The sequence below is a fragment of the Nocardia sp. CA-151230 genome, from assembly GCF_050942175.1.
Classification (GTDB): domain Bacteria; phylum Actinomycetota; class Actinomycetes; order Mycobacteriales; family Mycobacteriaceae; genus Nocardia.
The window spans coordinates 9,070,340-9,088,288 of the sequence record NZ_CP192061.1; the positions used below are offsets into that span (position 1 = coordinate 9,070,340).

The 17,949-nt window shown below is 68.3% G+C and carries 17 protein-coding genes and 1 pseudogene; 12 read left to right on the forward strand and 6 right to left on the reverse strand.

Annotation, left to right across the window (positions count from 1 at the left end):
- Positions 1 to 91: 91 nt before the first annotated feature.
- Complete coding sequence (locus tag ACQP1O_RS42390; protein WP_433567991.1) at positions 92 to 1,084, forward strand: oxidoreductase; 993 nt, start codon at positions 92 to 94, stop codon at positions 1,082 to 1,084.
- Here the strand turns inward: ACQP1O_RS42390 and ACQP1O_RS42395 are convergent.
- From ACQP1O_RS42395 to ACQP1O_RS42415, 5 genes are all read right to left on the reverse strand, one after another.
- Positions 1,081 to 1,782, reverse strand: coding sequence for an endonuclease/exonuclease/phosphatase family protein (locus ACQP1O_RS42395; protein ID WP_433563846.1), 702 nt, complete (start codon positions 1,780 to 1,782; stop codon positions 1,081 to 1,083). The genes ACQP1O_RS42390 and ACQP1O_RS42395 overlap by 4 nt on opposite strands.
- A 127-nt stretch (positions 1,783 to 1,909) precedes the next feature.
- Positions 1,910 to 2,281 carry a DUF5073 family protein gene (locus tag ACQP1O_RS42400; protein ID WP_433563847.1) on the reverse strand — a complete coding sequence of 124 codons (372 nt, stop codon included), beginning with the start codon at positions 2,279 to 2,281 and terminating at the stop codon, positions 1,910 to 1,912.
- Positions 2,278 to 3,093, reverse strand: coding sequence for a heavy metal-binding domain-containing protein (locus ACQP1O_RS42405; RefSeq protein ID WP_354840840.1), 816 nt, complete (start codon positions 3,091 to 3,093; stop codon positions 2,278 to 2,280). Before ACQP1O_RS42405 ends, ACQP1O_RS42400 begins: the two co-directional genes overlap by 4 nt.
- Positions 3,094 to 3,223: 130 nt before the next feature.
- Complete coding sequence (gene lon / locus ACQP1O_RS42410) at positions 3,224 to 5,617, reverse strand: endopeptidase La (RefSeq protein WP_433567992.1); 2,394 nt, start codon at positions 5,615 to 5,617, stop codon at positions 3,224 to 3,226.
- 196 nt (positions 5,618 to 5,813) lie between these two features.
- Positions 5,814 to 6,416, reverse strand: a complete 603-nt coding sequence (locus ACQP1O_RS42415; protein WP_433563848.1) for a TetR/AcrR family transcriptional regulator — start codon at positions 6,414 to 6,416, stop codon at positions 5,814 to 5,816.
- A gap of 138 nt (positions 6,417 to 6,554) precedes the next feature.
- Between ACQP1O_RS42415 and ACQP1O_RS42420 the strand changes: the two genes are divergently transcribed.
- The 5 genes from ACQP1O_RS42420 (at position 6,555) to ACQP1O_RS42440 (ending at position 10,705) form a co-directional block, all read left to right on the forward strand.
- Positions 6,555 to 7,163 (forward strand): SRPBCC family protein, encoded by a 609-nt coding sequence (locus ACQP1O_RS42420; protein WP_433563849.1) that lies wholly within the window; start codon positions 6,555 to 6,557, stop codon positions 7,161 to 7,163.
- Positions 7,164 to 7,277: 114 nt separating this feature from the next.
- Entirely contained in the window at positions 7,278 to 8,129 is an 852-nt protein-coding gene (locus ACQP1O_RS42425) for an alpha/beta fold hydrolase (RefSeq protein WP_433563850.1), read from the forward strand.
- A complete protein-coding gene (locus ACQP1O_RS42430) occupies positions 8,122 to 8,694 on the forward strand; it encodes a TetR/AcrR family transcriptional regulator (protein WP_433563851.1) in 573 nt (190 codons plus the stop codon). The genes ACQP1O_RS42425 and ACQP1O_RS42430 overlap by 8 nt, the downstream gene beginning before the upstream one ends.
- A gap of 53 nt (positions 8,695 to 8,747) precedes the next feature.
- Positions 8,748 to 9,587 carry an alpha/beta fold hydrolase gene (locus ACQP1O_RS42435; protein ID WP_433563852.1) on the forward strand — a complete coding sequence of 280 codons (840 nt, stop codon included), beginning with the start codon at positions 8,748 to 8,750 and terminating at the stop codon, positions 9,585 to 9,587.
- 110 nt (positions 9,588 to 9,697) lie between these two features.
- Positions 9,698 to 10,705: a zinc-binding dehydrogenase gene (locus ACQP1O_RS42440; RefSeq protein ID WP_433563853.1), complete on the forward strand. Its 1,008-nt coding sequence runs from the start codon at positions 9,698 to 9,700 to the stop codon at positions 10,703 to 10,705.
- A 27-nt stretch (positions 10,706 to 10,732) separates the two neighbouring features.
- Here the strand turns inward: ACQP1O_RS42440 and ACQP1O_RS42445 are convergent, their stop codons facing one another.
- On the reverse strand, positions 10,733 to 11,806 hold the full coding sequence (locus ACQP1O_RS42445) for a metallophosphoesterase (protein ID WP_433563854.1): 1,074 nt from the start codon (positions 11,804 to 11,806) through the stop codon (positions 10,733 to 10,735).
- A gap of 206 nt (positions 11,807 to 12,012) precedes the next feature.
- Here ACQP1O_RS42445 and ACQP1O_RS42450 point away from each other — a divergent pair, with 206 nt between their 5' ends.
- The 6 genes and pseudogenes from ACQP1O_RS42450 to ACQP1O_RS42475 form a co-directional block, all read left to right on the forward strand.
- The gene (locus ACQP1O_RS42450) at positions 12,013 to 13,368 is read left to right on the forward strand and encodes a hypothetical protein (RefSeq protein ID WP_433563855.1); all 1,356 of its coding nucleotides are present in this window, start codon (positions 12,013 to 12,015) and stop codon (positions 13,366 to 13,368) included.
- Between the two features lie 87 nt (positions 13,369 to 13,455).
- Complete coding sequence (locus tag ACQP1O_RS42455; protein ID WP_433563856.1) at positions 13,456 to 14,247, forward strand: TIGR03084 family metal-binding protein; 792 nt, start codon at positions 13,456 to 13,458, stop codon at positions 14,245 to 14,247.
- Between the two features lie 429 nt (positions 14,248 to 14,676).
- Positions 14,677 to 15,414 carry a hypothetical protein gene (locus ACQP1O_RS42460; RefSeq protein WP_433563857.1) on the forward strand — a complete coding sequence of 246 codons (738 nt, stop codon included), beginning with the start codon at positions 14,677 to 14,679 and terminating at the stop codon, positions 15,412 to 15,414.
- A 10-nt stretch (positions 15,415 to 15,424) separates the two neighbouring features.
- Entirely contained in the window at positions 15,425 to 16,618 is a 1,194-nt protein-coding gene (lhgO, locus tag ACQP1O_RS42465; protein ID WP_433563858.1) for an L-2-hydroxyglutarate oxidase, read from the forward strand.
- A gap of 50 nt (positions 16,619 to 16,668) precedes the next feature.
- The gene (locus ACQP1O_RS42470) at positions 16,669 to 17,169 is read left to right on the forward strand and encodes an SRPBCC family protein (RefSeq protein ID WP_433563859.1); all 501 of its coding nucleotides are present in this window, start codon (positions 16,669 to 16,671) and stop codon (positions 17,167 to 17,169) included.
- A 10-nt stretch (positions 17,170 to 17,179) separates the two neighbouring features.
- Positions 17,180 to 17,677, forward strand: a pseudogene (locus ACQP1O_RS42475) (ribonuclease H family protein); the annotation flags it as partial.
- Between the last annotated feature and the right edge of the window lie 272 nt (positions 17,678 to 17,949).

Sequence of the window (17,949 nt, forward strand, 5' to 3'; positions counted from 1 at the left end):
CGCGGGAACGAAAGCGATTACCTGCCGGGCAACGGGCGCGATGGGACCGGAAGGTGGCGCGTCCGTGCAGGTGGCGACCTATGCTCTGGACATGGAGTTCCAGGCGATGGTGGCACACGAAACGGACAGTGGGATCGCCCTCATCCGGGAGGAGGTCGCCGACGACTTCCTCATGCCGGGCGACGTGACGATCAAGGTGCACTTCTCGAGCGCCAACTACAAGGACGGGCTGGCCATCACCCCGCGCGGCGGCGTGGTGCGGCAGTATCCGCTCATCCCCGGCATCGACCTCACCGGTGAGGTGGTGTCTTCCACCGATCCGGAATTCGCGCCCGGCGACCTGGTCGTCGCGCACGGCTACGACATCGGCGTGGCCCACCACGGCGGGTTCGCCGAGTACGCGCGTATTCCGGCCGGGTGGGTGGTGAAGCTGGACGGCCTGACCCCGCGCGAGGCGGCGGCCATCGGCACCGCGGGCTACACCGCGGCCATGAGCGTGCAGGCGCTGCTCGACCGCGGCCTCACCCCCGACTCCGGTCCGGTGCTGGTCACCGGCGCGACCGGCGGCGTCGGCAGTGTGGCGGTGGACATCCTGTCCGGGCTCGGATTCGAGGTGGTCGCCTCCACCGGCAAACTCGGTGCGGGCGAACTGCTCTCGGCGCTCGGCGCCGCCTCGGTCATCGGCCGGCAGCCGGGCGAGGGGGAGAAACTGCGCGCGCTCGGCAAAGCGCAGTGGGCGGCCGCCGTCGACAGCGTGGGCGGTACCTCGCTGGCCCACATTCTGAGCACCGTCAAATACGGTGGCGCGGTGGCGGTCTCGGGCCTGACCGGGGGCTCCGACCTGCCCACCACCGTCATGCCCTTCATCCTGCGGGGCGTGTCCCTGATCGGTATCGACTCCGCACACTTCCCGATCGCCCAGCGCCGCGAACTGTGGGCGCGGCTGGCCAAGGACCTGAAGCCCCGGCATCTGTCGCTGCTGGAGAATTTCGCACCCATCACCGAGGCGGAGTCGGTACTGCGGTCCATCCTGGACGGAACCCACTCCGGCCGAACGATTCTCGGGGTCGCGGGCGAGTTCTAGCCGACGATCGCGCGCACGAGGTTGTGGTCGGACGCCCCGGCCACATCCTCGACCGCGACGCCGCGCACCGGCACACCGCGCGCGACCACATGATCGATGAACTGGGATTTCGAACCGGCCGCCCGGGGGCGGGTGGGAACCGAATCCGGCGGGAATCCGGGGATGGTGAAGCCGGCGCCGAGCGCGGCGGCGAGATCCTCCCGGCCGACATTGAAGTCACCGAGCAGGACTGCCGGGCCGGCGCCGGCGAGGGCGGCCAGGCGCTCGAGCTGGCCGGCCCGGCGCCGATCCCCGCTCACATGGGTGGCGATGATCAGAATGTCGTCGATCTCGGCCGCCAGCAGGCCTTTTCCCGGATCTACCGCATGCGGCTCCGCGGTGACGAACCGGCTCGGCCCGCGCACGATCAGCACGAGATGCTCGGAGCGATCCGCCAGGGTGTTCGGCACCCGGCGCGGGTTCGGAATGCGCGGGTAGTCGAGGACGTGAAAGGTGCGGTCGGGCAGCGCCTCCCGCAGGCTCGCCAGCTGATCGCCGCTGACCTCCTGGAGCGCGATGACCGCTTCGGGCCGGGCCGCGACGGCGGCGGTCACGATCGCGATCCGCGTCGCCTCCTCCGGCCAGCGCGCGGCCATCTCGCTGTCCCAGTTGTCGGCGTGGACGCGGTGCAGGACGTTCCAGGTGGCGATGGTGGTCACCTACGCACCCTACGAGAAACCAACTGACCGTGCGGGTTTCGTTTCATGTGAAACAAAGGATATTCGCCGGTTGGTTGCCAATCGGCCCTCACTCGATAGTCGGCTCAGCCCCTGTTCGACATTTGATTCAGCCCTCACCCGCCAGCACGTCCAGCGCAGCCGAGAGGTGGGGCAGCGCGGTCGGACCGTACGAGGCGGCGATCTCGGCGAGCGCCCGGGCCAGGTGCGGGGCGATGGTGGCCGCCGGCAGCAGCTCCTCGGCCAGCACGATGCCGCCTACCACGTGGGCCGCGCGAATCCGCTCGTCGGAGGTGACCTCGTAACGCCACGAACCGATCTGGACCCGCTCCGGCTCGGACCGGAACAGAGATTTGCGGGGCGGTGTCCGGGTCACTCCGGGGACGCCCGCGAAGACGGTGAAGACCAGTCCGAGGCCGCCCGGGCCGCCGAGCGCGGCATTGATGGAGCGGGTGGCGGCCCCGGTATCGAAATCGCTCACGAGTTCATGCCGAGGGTGAACTGCGGAATGATCGGGTCGCCGTCACCGATGCGGCGGATGGCCGTGCCGGAGGCGTAGAACTCGACCGTGTGATATCCCCACGCGTAGTTGGAGATATCGACGCTGACGCCGGTGACGCCGTTCGCGCCGTCCCGTTCGGCCTCGGCCTGCATGCGGGACATGGCCAGCTCACGGGCCTGATAGTTGCCCTGGGTCCACTGGGGCATCTCCATATTGCGGCCCATCTGGCTGAGCATCTGCCGGAAGCCCTGCACCGCCACGTGGAACACGCAGTTGCCCATGACGAAGGCGATCGGGGCGTAGCCGGTGCGCATCAGCGTCACCATGTCCTGCCCCGAGAGGTGACTGGTGAAGGCCTGCCCGTTCGGCCGCCGATAGCTGCCCGGCGATTTCGCGAACCGCACCGCGGTCCCCACCGCGATGAACTCCAGATGCTCCATCGATTCCCCGTGCTGCCGCCACTCCAGCCGCACCCCCACGACCCCGTCGGCCTGGAGCGAGTCCGCCTCGGCCTGCATGCGCGACATGGCATTCCACCGCGCCCGATAGGTGGCCTCGGTCAGCACCGGCAGCTCCTGCTGCTGCCGGATCCCGGTGAACTGGAACCCGACGTGATAGACCGACACGCCCATCACCAGGTCGATGGGTTCGAAGCCCGCCCCGTGCAGCAGCGCGAACTCGTTGACCGACAGATCCGAGGTGAAGATCCGGTTCGCGTGCGAAAGCCGTTCACCCGCGACCTGATCGAGCTGGTTCGGTTGATTCGGCTGACCGGGCTGGTTCGGTTGCATGTCGTTCGCCCTCCGTCGGATCCTCGGTGGATCCCTAACGAGGGTACGACCCGGTCTGGTTCGGAGCCTGCCGAAATGGCCGGGAGCCGTGCGTGTTCACGAAACACGCACGGCTCCCGTTCTCGCTGCCTCAGGCGGTGGCGCTCAGCGCACGGCCGTCGTAGGCCGGTTCGGCGACCGGCTCGATGGCGTAGGCCAGGATCTCGGCCACGTCGGCGACGGGGCGGACATCCAGCGCGGCCAGCACCTCGGCCGGGACCTCGTCCAGATCCGGCTCGTTGCGGGCCGGGATGAACACGGTCTTCAGGCCGGCGCGCTGGGCGGCGAGCAGCTTCTGCTTCACACCGCCGATCGGCAGGACGCGGCCGTTCAGCGTGACCTCGCCGGTCATGCCGACATCCGCGCGAACCTGGCGGCCCAGAGCCAGCGACACCAGGGCGGTGACCATGGTGACGCCGGCCGACGGACCGTCCTTCGGCACCGCGCCCGCCGGGAAGTGGATGTGGATATTGCGATCCAGCACCCTCGGCTCGATGCCGATCTCCTCCAGGTGGGAGCGGACGTAGGTCAGGGCGATCTGCGCGGACTCCTTCATGACGTCACCCAGCTGACCGGTCAAGGTCAGCGAGCGGTCGCCCTCGGCGGCATTGGCCTCGATGTAGAGGACGTCGCCGCCCGCGCCGGTCACCGCCAGACCTGTCGCGACACCGGGGACCGCGGTGCGCTCGACCCCGTCGGGGGTGAAGCGCGGACGGCCCAGGTAGTCCTTCAGGTCACCCAGTCCGATCACCAGCTTGCCGGAACCTCGTGCGGCCGGACCGGATTCGGCGTCGTAGCCCAGCTCGCTGTCGTAGCCCAGGCCCTCCGGCACGAATTCGCCCTTGCTGACCAGGCTTTCGGTCCCGGCGATGTCCGCCGACTCCGACAGCTTGGTCGCCGCCTTGCGCAGCGCCTTGGCGATCAGCCGCTCCATCTGCCGCACCCCGGCTTCCCGCGTGTAGTTCGCGGCGACCTCGCGCAGCGCCTCGTCCGTGATCGAGACCTCCTCGGCGGTCAGGGCATTGCGCTCCAGCTGCCGCGGGATCAGGAAGTCGCGGGCGATGGCCACCTTGTCGGCCTCGGTGTAGCCGTCCACGGTGATCAGTTCCATGCGGTCCAGCAGCGGGCCGGGGATTGTCTCCATGACGTTCGCGGTCGCGATGAACAGCACGTCCGACAGGTCCAGATCCAGGTCCAGGTAGTGGTCGCGGAACGTGTGGTTCTGCGCCGGGTCCAGGACCTCCAGCAGGGCCGCCGCGGGATCGCCGCGGAAGTCCGAGCCGACCTTGTCGATCTCGTCCAGCAGGACAACGGGATTCATCGATCCCGCCTCCTTCATGGCGCGCACGATGCGGCCGGGCAGCGCGCCCACGTAGGTGCGCCGGTGACCGCGGATCTCGGCCTCGTCGCGCACGCCGCCCAGGGCGACGCGAACGAACTTGCGGCCCAGGGCCCGTGCCACCGATTCACCCAGCGAGGTCTTGCCGACGCCGGGCGGACCCACCAGCACCAGCACCGCGCCGGAACCGCGACCACCGACGACCTCCAGGCCGCGCGCGGCCCGCCGGGAGCGGACGGCCAGGTACTCGACCATGCGGTCCTTGACCTCGTCCAGGCCGTGGTGGTCGGCGTCCAGCACCGCGCGAGCGGCCGAAACATCGGTGGAGTCGGTGGTTTTCACGCTCCACGGCAGTTCCAGGACGGTGTCCAGCCAGGTGCGGATCCAGCCCGTCTCCGGGCTCTGATCGCTGGAACGCTCGAGACGCCCCACCTCGCGGAGGGCGGCTTCCTTCACATCCGCGGGCAGGTCGGCGTTCTCGACGCGGGTGCGGTAGTCCTCCGCGCCGTCCGGCTCGTCCTCGCCCAGCTCCTTGCGAATCGCGTTGAGCTGCTGGCGCAGCAGGAACTCCCGCTGCTGCTTCTCCATGCCCTCGCGGACATCCTCGCTGATCTTCTCGGTGATCTCGGTCTCGGCGATGTGCTGAGTGGTCCACTCGATCAGCTTGCGCAGCCGCGCGGTGGTATCCGGGGTGTCCAGGATCTCGCGCTTCTGCTCATTGCTCAGATACGACGCCCAGCCGGCCGCGTCGGCCAGGGTGGACGGATCGTTCATCTGGTTGACCGCGTCGATGACCTGCCAGGCCTCACGGCGCTGCAGGACCGACACGACCAGCTTCTTGTATTCGGCCGCAAGCTCTTTGGTGCGTCCGTCGGTCGCCGGAATCTCGACCGGTTCGGCCTCGACCCAGAGCGCCGCGCCCGGTCCGGTCACGCCGTGGCCGATCTTGGCCCGGCTCTCCGCCTTCAGCACCGCCGCAGGAGCGCCGCCGCGCATCCGGCCGACCTGTTCGATGGTGGCCACGACGCCGTAGGTGGCATACCCCTCATCGAGGCGCGGCGCGACCAGCACCTGGTTGACCTTGCCCGCGCGGGCGGCATCGATGGCGGCCTGCGACGACTCGTCCAGCTCGATCGGCACGACCATGCCGGGGAGCACGATCGGATCGGTCAGGAACAGGACCGGCAGGTTCGTTGGTGTAGTCACGTCTTCGACCCCTTCCAAGGTTGAGCGTTACCTACTCAACCCGGGGGGTATACCGATTGTTCCGGACCGATGTTCGCCGGGGGCGAACATGCCTCGGGTCGCGAATCGAAATCGGGAACAGAGGCATATGAGCTGGTCAGCGCGCTATCAGGGAGTCGAGCTCGGCGGTGAACAGTTGGGCGGGGTCGAAATCCATGCCATTGAAGTGGCCGGCGAGTTCGAGGGAGAGGACGCCGTGCAGGCGGGTCCAGAAGGACAGGGCGCGGCGGGCGGCAGGGGGGAGATCGACGGCGAGAGGTGTCGTCGAATTGGCTTGGGGCAGTGCGGAGAAGGCCTCGACCAGCAGGGTCATGATCTCGTCGGAGATTTCGGTGGTGTCCGCGGGGGCGTGGTAGCCGGGGACGGGGGTGCCGTAGATGAGGAAGTATCGCTGGGGATCGGCCAGAGCCCACTCTCGGATGGCGCGTGCGAGTCCGGTCACACCGGAGTCGCGCACGGCCCCGAGAGTGTCGGCGAGGCTTCGGTAGCCGTCCCGGACCAGTGCGGTGATCAACTCGTCGCGACTGGCGAAGTAGCGGTAGAGGGCGGGGCCGCTCATGCCGACCTGCTTCGCGATCGCGTTGAGCGAGAGCGCGGACGCGCCCGCGGTGGCGATCTGTTGCCAGGCGCACTCTTTGATCTCGGCCCGCATCTGCTCGCGATAGCGCTCACGCGGGCTCTTCGCCTCGGCCTCCGTCATGGAGCACCCCTCTCCAGCTGCGATTCTCCAGTGAGTTAGAGGTTATCACTTTCGTGCTTGCCTATTACCAGGAGCAGTTATAACCTCTAACTAACGCGATAGGAACTAACAGCCGCGGAGACGCAGAGGAGCAGAACCATGAACGTCAGCCGCAAATCCGCCCTGCTCGGGATCGCCCTCACCGCCGGAATCGGTTGCGCCACAGCGGCGCCCGCGCTCGCGGATGGCCCTTCGGCGGATCCATCGCCCCTGACCTGCGCGGGGCAGGGCATCGATACCGCCGCGCCGATCCACTACCGGACCGAGGCGCTCATCGAAGCGCCACTGGACACCATCTGGAATCTGGAGACCGACGTCGAGGGGTGGCCGTCCTGGCAGCAGCCCGTGACCAGCATGCAGCGCCTGGATTCGGGACCGATGCAGCCGGGTTCGCAATTCCGTTGGACCACACCGGCTCCCGCCACCGCCACCACCCCCGCGACCACACTGACCATCACCTCAACGGTCCAGCAGATGCAGGCCGGCCGGTGCATCCGCTGGAGCGGGCCGGCGGTCGGTGACGGGATGGGCATCGACGGCGGCATTCACGTCTGGACCTTCACCCCGGTCGACGGCGGCGTGCTGGTACGCACCGAGGAGAACTGGAACGGGGCCCAGGTCGAGACGGACGTGCCGACCTCGACCCAGTTCCTGGGCGCCGGACTGGAGGCCTGGCTGGCCAACCTGCGGACCTCCGCCGAACGCTAGCACCCGGTGCGCGACGCCGGTCGGACCTATTTTCCGGATAGCGGTTGACGGATCAGGCTAAAGTGATTAGCTTTATAGCTATCGCAGTTAGCTACTCCCAGAGAGTGAAAGACCATGACGCAGTACGTGGACATCGACGGTGGCCGGATCGCTTACGACGAGATGGGTGAGGGTCCGCTGGTCGTGCTGTCGCACGGCATGGGGGTCGATCGCAACGCCTATCGGCACCTGGTGCCGCTGCTGGCGGCGGCCGGGTACCGGGTCGTCAACACCGATATGCGCGGCCACGGCGAGTCGAGCATGGGCTGGGCATCGGTCACCGGCAAGGAGGCCATCAGCCGCACCGATGTCGCCAATGATCTGCTGGCGGTCATCGAGAAGCTGGGCGGCGGACCGGCCATCGTGGTGGGCCACTCGCTCTCGGGCGGGTCGGCCACCATCGCGGCAGCGCAGCGGCCGGACCTGGTGCGGGCCATTGTCGAGATCAACCCGTTCACGCTGACCCAGAAGGCCGACGTCGCAGCGCTTTTCACCAACTCCCGCCACCGCAGCGGCATGATCCCGCTGATGGGCACCATGATGTTCAAGAGCCTCGGCCAGTGGCTGAAGTACCTGAAGGTGGCCATCCCGACCAAGCCCGCCGATCTCGACGAGTACCTCGCCGAGGTCGCGGCCAAGCTGCGCGAGCCGGGCCGGTTCGCCGAATTCATGAAGACCGGGCAGTCGACCCCCGCGGACGCGGAAGCCCAGGTGCCCAACGTGACCCAGCCCGCGCTCATCATCATGGGCACCGCCGACCCGGACTTCCCGAGCCCCGAGGCCGAAGGCCAGCGCATCGTCGCCGCCCTGCCGGCCGGACTGGGCAGCCTGGGCCTGGTCGAGGGTACCGGCCACTACCCGCAGTTCGAGGCCGCCGACCGGGTGGCCGAGCTGATCCTGCCGTTCCTGAAGGAACATCATGCCTAGGGTGGGCTTGAGCCGGACCGACGTCGTCGCCGCGGGTGCCGCCCTCGCCGACGAGGTCGGCTTCGGCAATCTGGCACTCGGGGCCCTCGCGCAGCGGCTCGGGGTGCGAACCCCCTCGCTGTACAAGCACATCGAGAGCCTGGCCGACCTGCAGCACGGCATCGCCGCACTCGCCATGGCCGAAGTCGACCAGCGGGTCCGCGACGCCATGCACGGGCTCTCCGGCAGTGCGGCCCTGGCCGCCTTCGCGAATGCGTTCCGCGACTATGTGGTCGAGCATCCGGGCCGGTACACCGCGACCGTCGGCGCCACTTTCAAAGGGCCGGAAGATCCACTGCTGCAGTCGGGTTCACGGGTGCTGGAATCCATGGCGGCGGTGCTGCGCGGCTACGGGGTCGGCGAACAGGAGATGGTGCACGCCCAGCGCACGCTGCGCTGCCTCTTCCACGGCTTCGCCACCCTGCAGGCGTCCGACGGCTTCCAGTGGAGCAATGACTCCGAGGACAGTTTCGAGTGGATGATCCGCTTCCTCGACCGCGGGCTCACCGAAATCGGCTCGCACTGAACCGGTTTGCGGGACCATGAATCCAACACTGGCAACGAAGGTGTTGGAGTGTCATGGAAGACTTCACATTCGACGGCACCCGGATGGCGTATGTGCGGCAGGGGGAGTCCGGTCCGCCGGTGCTGATGCTGCACAGCGCGGGGTCCTCCCATCTCATCTGGACGCCCCAGATCGCGGCGCTGTCCCGTGCATACCGGGTCTACGCGGTCGATCTGCCCGGCTACGGCGCCTCCTCCCGGCCCGCCGACGGGTACACGCTCGAGCGCTACACCGAGCTGATCCGCGCGTTCATCGAACACCACGAGCTCACCGAGGTCGGACTGGTCGGCAACTGCGTCGGTTCGGCCGTCGGCCTGACGCTCGCCCGGCGTCATCCCGAGCTGATCCGGGCAGTGGTGGCGATCAACCCGCTCACCGAATCCACTGCCATGCACGGTGATTGGCGGCAGGCCGCACGCCTGGTCCGAGCTCTGCCGGACGACACGGCCCGCAAGCTGAGCCACTGGCACACCCCGCGCTGGGTCGCCCGCCGCACCGCCCGATCCTGGTTCACCACCCGGCGCGCCTACCGCGAATGCCCGTATGTGGCGCCCCTGTCGTCCGGCTTCCCGGCGCGGGCACTGATCTACCTGGTCCGCGACCTGTCCTCCTTTGCGGCACTCGACGATTGGCCCGATCGCGACGGCTTGCCACCGATCTGCGTCATCTGGGGCAACCAGAACCGTGTGCTGTCAGCGGCGGCCGGGCGCGGTGTCACCGCGCGGCTGCGCCCCGACCGCGCCGAATACCTCGACGGCTGCGGCCACGTCCCCATGCTCGAACGCGCCCCCGACGTCACCGCCATCATCACCGAATTCCTCACCGCCCACCTGCCCGCCGACAGCGTGCACTGAGCACCACACCGACTCGGCGGTTCGGGGCAAAACACCCGGGTAGGCGCGGGTGCGGCCTACCATGGCGCCGGGGAGGGGCCGCCCGAATCGGATACCGCGAGGAGTCATCGATGACCATGCTGGCCGCACGACTACACCTGGGGCCGAACCGCCGACTGGAGCTCGAGGAGGTGCCGATTCCGGAGCCGGGCCCGGACCATGTGCTGGTCAAGGTGGAGGCCGCGGGAGTGTGCCTCTCCGACGTACACCTCATCGACGGCACGCTGACGCCCCTGTTCCTGCGCGACGATGCGGTGACGCTCGGGCACGAGGTCGCGGGGACCGTGCACACGCTCGGGCCGGGAGTGACCACCGCGAAGGTCGGGGATCGCGTATTGCTGCAGGCCGGGGAGCTCCGCAACGGGGCCACCTTCACCCGCGGCGTGGACTACGACGGCGGCTGGGCCGAATACACCCTGGCGCGGGTCGACACCCTGGTGCCGATTCCGGACGAGCTGCCGTTCGAGCAGGCCTGTTTCATTCCCGACGCGGTGTCCACGCCGTGGGCGGCCATCACCGCCACCGCCGAGGTGAAACCCGGTGAGGCCGTGGGCGTCTGGGGTGTCGGCGGGCTGGGCGCGCACGGGGTGCAGCTGCTGCGCATGGTCGGCGCCGCGCCGATCATCGCGGTGGATCCGCTGCCCGCCGCCCGGGAGCGGGCGCTGTCCTTCGGGGCGGATCTGGCCTTCGATCCGGCCGATCCGGACCTGCGGCGCAAGGTGTTCGAGGCCACCGGCACCGGACTGAACGCCGCCTTCGACTTCGCGGGCGTGGCGCCGGTGCGCGAGCAGGCGGTGGTCTGCCTGGCGCCGCAGGGCCGCCTGGTGCTGGTCGGCCTCACCGACAAGCCGATCACCATCACCGGCGGTACCGCGTTCAGCTTCTTCCAGCAGCAGGTGCGCGGGCACTACGGGTCCATGCCCGAGCACGTCACCCAGCTGGTGAAACTGCAAGGGCTGCACCGGGTCGACTTCTCCCGCTCCGTGAGTGCCGTGGTCCCGCTGGCCGATGCCGCCAAGGCCGTGCACTCCCTGGAATCCAAGGAAGGCAACCCGATTCGGATCGTCCTGAAGCCCTAGGCCGCTCACACACCCGGCACGGTTCGCTTACGCGAGCCGACGCTGGAAGACGTTGGCGGACCGGCCGTTCGAGAGATCGACCGTGTAGACCCCCAGGTCGGCGGACGTGGGGGTCAGGTCCAGGACCATGAAGCCGAGGTCGGTGTAGTTCTCGTACAGCGCGCCGTTGGCGGTGTGCTCGCCGCCCGTGGACGGTTCGCCGTGCACCGATTTCGCGGCCGCACCGGAGATGATCTGCCGGGTGCCCTTGGCAGCCGCATTGGGTTCCAGCACCTGCAGCGAGTGGTCGTGACCCGACAGCAGGAACTGGCACCGGCCCAGCACGTGCGCCTCGAAGAAGTCCCTCACATAGCGGCCGTCGATCGGCTCGATGCTCAATCCCTCGTATTCCCCGGCGTTTCCGTGCGGCCCGTTGTTGAGGTACGGGTGGTGGGTGCAGGCGATCTTCCACTTCGCCGGCGACTCGTCGATGGCCCGGTCCAGCCAGGCGGCCTGCTCGGTCATGAACTGGCCGTCGGCCGCCCAGTAGGGCTGGAAGAGCGGTGGCAGGTAGGCGGCGATGGGATTGAGGTCCAGCACGAAGAATTCGACGACCGGCTGCTCCTGCGGAATCCGCACCGAGTAATAGCGGGAGGGCATGAACCAGCGAGCCGAGCGCGCGTGATAGGCCACCTCGTGATCGCCACGCAGCAGCCAGCCGCCGTCGCCGGGCAGGATCGAGGAGTTGTCGTGATTGCCCTGCACCATGAGCCATGGGAAGTCGAGGTCGTGGTTGGGGTCCTCGAACTTGGCGGCGAACTGGGCGTCGTCATCGGACCATGGGCCCTGCTCGTAGACATTGTCGCCGAGGCCGAGGGCGAGGGAGAACGGCTCGCGCGCATGCAGTTCCCGCATGGCGTCGGCGACCTGCCACTGCGGCCGCGCGCCGGTGCCCGCGTCGCCGGTGACGAGAATACGCAGGCGGTCGGCCTCTGGGAGCGGGAATTTGCCGGTGGCCGGGGCATTCTCGGCGCGGGCGGGCGCACCGGTGGCCGCGAGCGCGGCGACGCCGGCGGCAGTGGCGGCCGTCCCGGCCAAGAACCCACGACGGTCGACGGACATGGTGATCTCCTGCCTGTATCTGCTGGTCGATTGACCAGTATTCCCACTTCCGGAATCCGCCGCAGACCACGTCGACATGACCTTGCCGACAGCCCCACGACACGACGCGTTCTTCCAGGCCAGGACCTTTTGACAGCGCCTCGGACCGATGAGAGTGTTGGGAGTCCGTTTTCTCACCATCAGCTAGGCCACAGGGGGACGCTGCTATGACGACACTGGCCTCGGGTCTGTTCCTCGACTGGGAACAGCTGACCGGCCAGCCCAAACTCGTCGTCGATCTGATCAGCTTCCCGATCTTCAGCGCCATCGCCGGCTGGCTGACCAACTGGACCGGCGTGCTGATGTTGTTCTGGCCGGTCTACTTCCAGGGCTTCCGAGTGCCCGGCCTGGAGATCCTCTACCCCTACCTTCCACGCCGCGTGCAGGTGCTGCCCACCTTCTCCGGCGACGGAAAGCGGCTCGGCTTCCAGGGTTTCATCCCGGCGCGCGCCGAGAAGATGGCCAGCATCTGCGTGGACGTGGCCATCATGCGAATCGGCAGTCCCAAGGACTTCATTCGCGAACTCGACCTCGAGGGCATCGCCGACCACATCGCCGAGGTGGGCCGCAAACAGGTACCGGAGATGGTCGACGAGATCATGAGCAAGGAGAACCCGGACCTGTGGGGCGCGGTGCCCAAGTCGGTGCGCAATGTGCTCTACCAGCGCATCGAACGCGAACTGCCGACGCTGGCCCGGCGCGCCTTCGAACAGCTCGGCGACAATGTCGACCAGCTCATCGACATCAAGGACTTCGTCATCCGGTATCTGCGGGACAACCCGGAGATCCTCAAGGACCTGACCACCACCATCGCCGCGCCGGAACTGAAGTTCATGGTCCGCATCGGCCTGCTGGGCGCGCCCTTCGGTCTGCTGCTGGCGCTGTACATGCATGTGCACCAGAGCATTCCGGTGCTGGGCTGGATTCCGCCGTGGTTGATCATCCTGGCCGCGACCGCGGCCATCGGTGTGGCCGTCAATGTCATCGCCATCAAGATGGTGTTCGAACCGGGCGACCCGCAGCCGCGCTACAGGTACCTGTGGAAGCAGGCGCTGCTGGCCAAGCGACAGCCCGAGGCCGCGGCCGATCTCGCCAATATCCTCGCCTACCAGGTGCTGACGCTGCCCAACCTGGCTCGCGAACTGCTCGACGGCCCGAACGGCGACAAGACCCGGCAGCTGCTGGAACGGCTCATCTCGCAGGAGATCCACCGCCAGCTCGGGCCCACCCACTCGGTGGTGCGGACGGTCTTCGGCAAGCGGCAGTTCGACAATCTGACGGTCGGCGCGACCTCCGCCGCGGTGGGCCTGGCCCCGAGCCTGGCCGACGATCCGGAATTCGCGGCCGCCCAGGCCAAGAAGATCGACGAGTTCGCGGCCCGCAAGCTGCAGCAGCTCACGCCCGGCGAGTTCATGGAGATGTTCTACGCCTCGGTCGAGCAGGACGCGTGGCTGCTGTACCTGCACGGCGCGGTGCTGGGCCTGGTGGTCGGGGCCGTGCATCTGATCCTTTTCGGCTGGTAGAAGGCACTTTTTCAGGCAGGAACGGGGACCGCCAAAAATCAAGCACGCATGCTTGCATTTTTCGCGCGGGGCTGCGATGCTGGCCCGGTGGCCGACCTCGAGGCATTGCTCGCCGACTTCACCGCCGAATGCGCCGATCTCGATAGGCTGATCGCGGACCTGGATCCGGACGGCTGGCAGCGCGACACCCCCGCCGCCGGCTGGACCATCGCCCATCAGATCGCCCACCTGAACTGGACCGATCAGGTCGCCACGGTGTCCGCGACCGACCCGGTCGAGTTCGACAAGCTGGTGCAGGCGGCGCTGCCCAAGGCGCTCACCTTCGTCGACGAGGCCGCCGAGGAGGGCGCGAAAACCCCTGCGCCACAACTGCTCGCGACCTGGCGGCAGGATCGCGCGGCCCTGGTCGAGGCGCTGCGCACGGTTCCGGCGGGCACCAAGCTGCCGTGGTTCGGGCCGCCCATGAGCCCGGCCTCCATGGTCACCGCCCGCCTGATGGAGACCTGGGCGCACGGGCACGACGTGGCCGACACGCTCGGCGTCACCCGCGAACCCACGGCACGCCTGCGGCATATCGCGCACATCGGCGTGCGGACCCGCAACTTCGCCTACCTGACGCATGGCAAGACCGCGCCCGGCGAGGAATTCCGGATCGAACTGACCGCGCCCGACGGCAGCACCTGGACCTGGGGCCCGGCCGAGGCCGCGCAGCGAGTCAGCGGTCCCGCCCTGGACTTCTGCCAGCTGGTCACCCAGCGGCGGCATCTCGACGATCTCGGTCTGGACGTGATCGGCGCCGACGCCCGTGAATGGCTGGGCCTGGCACAGGCTTTCGCCGGTCCCCCCGGAAGCGGCCGAACGGCGGGTCAGTTCGACTGACCCGCCGCCTATCCCGGCCTCCGACCAGAAATCCCCAATTCCCACAGGGGCTTCGTTCTCGGCGGAACGGGCTTCCAAGGGTTTGCCCCTTGGGATCACCACTGCTCCCCGAGGAGGAGCGAGCGAGCGCCAGCCTGGGTGCGCCGTGCCTGGTGCCGACCGGACGCCATTGGCCGGAGGTCTCTTCGATGGCAGTCGAGTTGGCGCTCGCCGCTACCAGGTTTTTACCCAGTCTTTCAGCGCGGAAAACCTGTTGATGCCCAACCTTTCCCCGATGTGATACTGGTCTCACCGGGAGCGTGTGCTACCCGCCGCCACCGTAACCTGGACGCGCGTACGACTTTCAATGGTGCGGGTCGTCGCGCCGTCCATACACAAGGGGACGGACGGGCGCAGGGGGCCAGGGGAGAGGGAAAGGACGCACCAGTCATGTCGCACGAACTCGCGACACAGGCCGCCCGGTCGACCCGGCGTACGGCCCAGGTGTTCCGCTACAGCGCCATTGTCACCGCCAGCATGGCCAGCATCGGGCTGACCGTCGCCGCCGGTTCGTACATCGCCAATGAAATGGCCCAGCAGCCGGGCAGGCTCGCCACGGGCGCGCCGGGCAACCATCCGGCGCTCATCGAGCTCGGTCCGCGCGGAGCCGATCAGCCGGGCGTCCAGTCCGCCGAGCCGATCGCCGAGAAGGTATCCCTGACTTCGCTTTTCACCAACCGAGGCATGGAACCCGCGTTCGTGCAGGTGATTCCGGCCCGCACCCCGGGCACCGGCGCCGCCACCGCGTCCGAGGCGCCCCGCCCGCTGGGTGGTCAGTTCCGGCTCGGCACCGCCTACGTGGGCGCGCAGGTGGCCGCGGCCCAGCACACGGCGACGCTCACCGTCGACACCAATGTCTTCGCCACGTTCGCCGATATCCTGAGGAACACGCCGCTGGGGCACCAGCTGGGCATCAGCGGCGATCCGAACGCCACCACCCGGCTGCGCACCGATGTGGACAGCCGCGGCGATGTGACGCTGACCCTGTCGGACCCCGCGATCGGCAACTACGACCTGCAGATCGCCCGCCATCCGGTCCCGGCCGACACTCCCGCGCCCGACACGACAGACACGCACGAGACGGACGGCCGCACGGCAGGGGAAGACTCGGCCACCGTCGCTGTGTGAGACTTCCGGTGTGTACGACTACTGCGTGATCGGCGGCGGCATCGTCGGGGTGGCGACCGCGCATCGCATGCTCGAGCGCCATCCGGGGGCGAGTCTGCTGCTGCTGGAGAAGGCCGGGCAGCTGGGCCTGCACCAGACCGGGCACAACAGCGGGGTCATCCACTCGGGCATCTACTACGAGCCCGGCAGCCTGAAGGCGCGGCTGTGCGTACGCGGCGCGCAGCTCACCAAGGAATTCGCCGCGGCGCACGACATTCCGTTCCGGGTCTGCGGAAAACTGCTGGTGGCCACCGATGCCGCCGAGCACGCGCGCATGCTCGCGCTCTACGAGCGGTCCGTCGCCAATGGCGTCGAGGTGGAACTGCTCGACGCCGCCGAGCTGGTGCGGCGGGAGCCGCGCATCACCGGGGTCGGGGCGCTGTTCGTCGCGAGCACCGGCATCATCGACTACGGCCGGGTGACCCGTGCGCTGGCGCAGGAGGTGCGCACGGCCGGTGGTGAGATCGTGCTCGGCGCGGAGGTCACCGCCATCACCGAAACCGACTCAGCGGTAACCGTTTCCGGCCCGGTCGGCACCTGGCAGGCCCGGCGGCTGGTGGTGTGCGCGGGCCTGCAGGCGGACCGGATGGCCCGGCTGGCGGGCCTGGACATCGATCTGCGCATCGTGCCCTTCCGCGGCGAGTACTACCAGCTGCCGCCCGAGCGCAACGATCTGGTGAGCACCCTGATCTATCCGATTCCCGATCCCGAACTGCCATTCCTGGGCGTCCATCTCAGCCCGACCATCGACGGTGCGCTGACCGTCGGGCCCAATGCGGTGCTGGGCCTGGCTCGCGAGGGCTACCCCAAGGGCAGCGTGAACCTCCGCGACGCCCGGGAGATCCTGGGCTATCGCGGTTTTCACCGGGTGGCCGCCGCCAATGTCCGGACCGGGCTGCGGGAAATGCGCAACTCCCTGTTCAAACACGGCTACCTGGCCGAATGCCGTCGCTACTGCCCCGAGCTGACCGTCGCCGATCTATTGCCACGAGAGGCGGGCATCCGCGCCCAGGCGGTACTGCGCGACGGCGCGCTGGCCCACGATTTCCTGCTCGAGCACACGCCGCGATCGGTTCACGTGCTCAATGCTCCCTCCCCGGCGGCCACCTCCGCCCTGCCCATCGCCGAGTACATAACGGACCGATTGGACGAGTTCGCTCAATAAATAGGATTGCTGTAGTACTTTTAAGGCAGCCGTGGGACAGGGAGCAGCCTATGGGCCATTTCAAGTACGCGAGTGATGTCGGCGCACCGGTGGAAGTCGCGTTCACATACACGGACAACCATCAGTTCGTGCCGGACTGGGCCTTCGGCGTGGTCGCCCTCGAACCGATCGGGGATTCCGATCATGGTGCCGGAGCCGTCTTCGCCGCAACCCTCCGAGTCGGCCTGTGGCATCCCACGATCGAGTGTGAGATCACCGACTACCGCCGCAACGCGGTCATCGAGTACACGCTCCGCCGACGCCGGAAGGGGAAGCCGGCGTCGGCGTGCTCCAACTTCTGTGTCATCACCCTGCGTTTCGACCCCCTCGGGTACGGCCGCGCGGTGCTGACCTCGGAAACCGAGTACTGGGCCCCGCGCGGTCTCACCGGCAAGTTGCTGTCGAAGATGCTGGCCGCGATGGTGCAGGCCACCGTCCGCCGGACCGAATCGCAATTGCGTAGGGAGATAGAGGAATTCCACGGCACGGATCTTGTCGGCCGGATCGCGTAGGGTAGGCCGCATGATCATCGTGAGCACCGACGGATCATGCCTGCGCAACCCGGGCGGCGCGATCGGCTGGGCCTGGGTCAATCATGCGGGCGGCTCGGCCAGCGGTGGTGCGCCCTCGGGCACCAATCAAATCGCGGAGCTACGCGCCCTCCTCGAGGCCGTCCGGGCCCATCCGGACGCCGAACCCCTGCTCATCGAGAGCGATTCGCTCTATGCCATCAAGTGCGCCTCCGAGTGGATCCATGGCTGGCGCACCAATGGCTGGAAGACCTCCACCGGCGGCGCGGTCAAGAATCTCGAGTTGATCCAGCAGATCGACCGCGCCATCGCCACCCGGCCCGGACCGGTCCGGTTCCGCTGGGTGCGCGGGCACGTCGGCAACTACTTCAACGAGCAGGCGGACGCGCTGGCCGGCCAGGCCGCGCGGAAGGTGGCCGCCACCGGTGTCGCCACCGATCCCGACGGCGACGAACCGGTGCCCTTCGACCCGCCCACTGCGCCGATCCCGATCGTGGAGCCCAAGACCGAGCCGCTCCCGGTGACCACACCCGCCGGGTTGGAACGAGCCGAGCCGGAACAGGCCGAGAAGGTCGGCGCCACCACGCATTCCGCGGCGGCGACCCCGCGCCGCCGGGCGACGGCCGCCAAAGCGGCTGCCGCCGAGGCACTCACATTGTTCTGAACACCCCCCGCTCGGACCCTCTCACCTGCGAAGACATGAAAAGGGCCCGCCTCCCGGAATACCGGAGGCGGGCCCTTTTTCGTGCTCGGGATATCCCG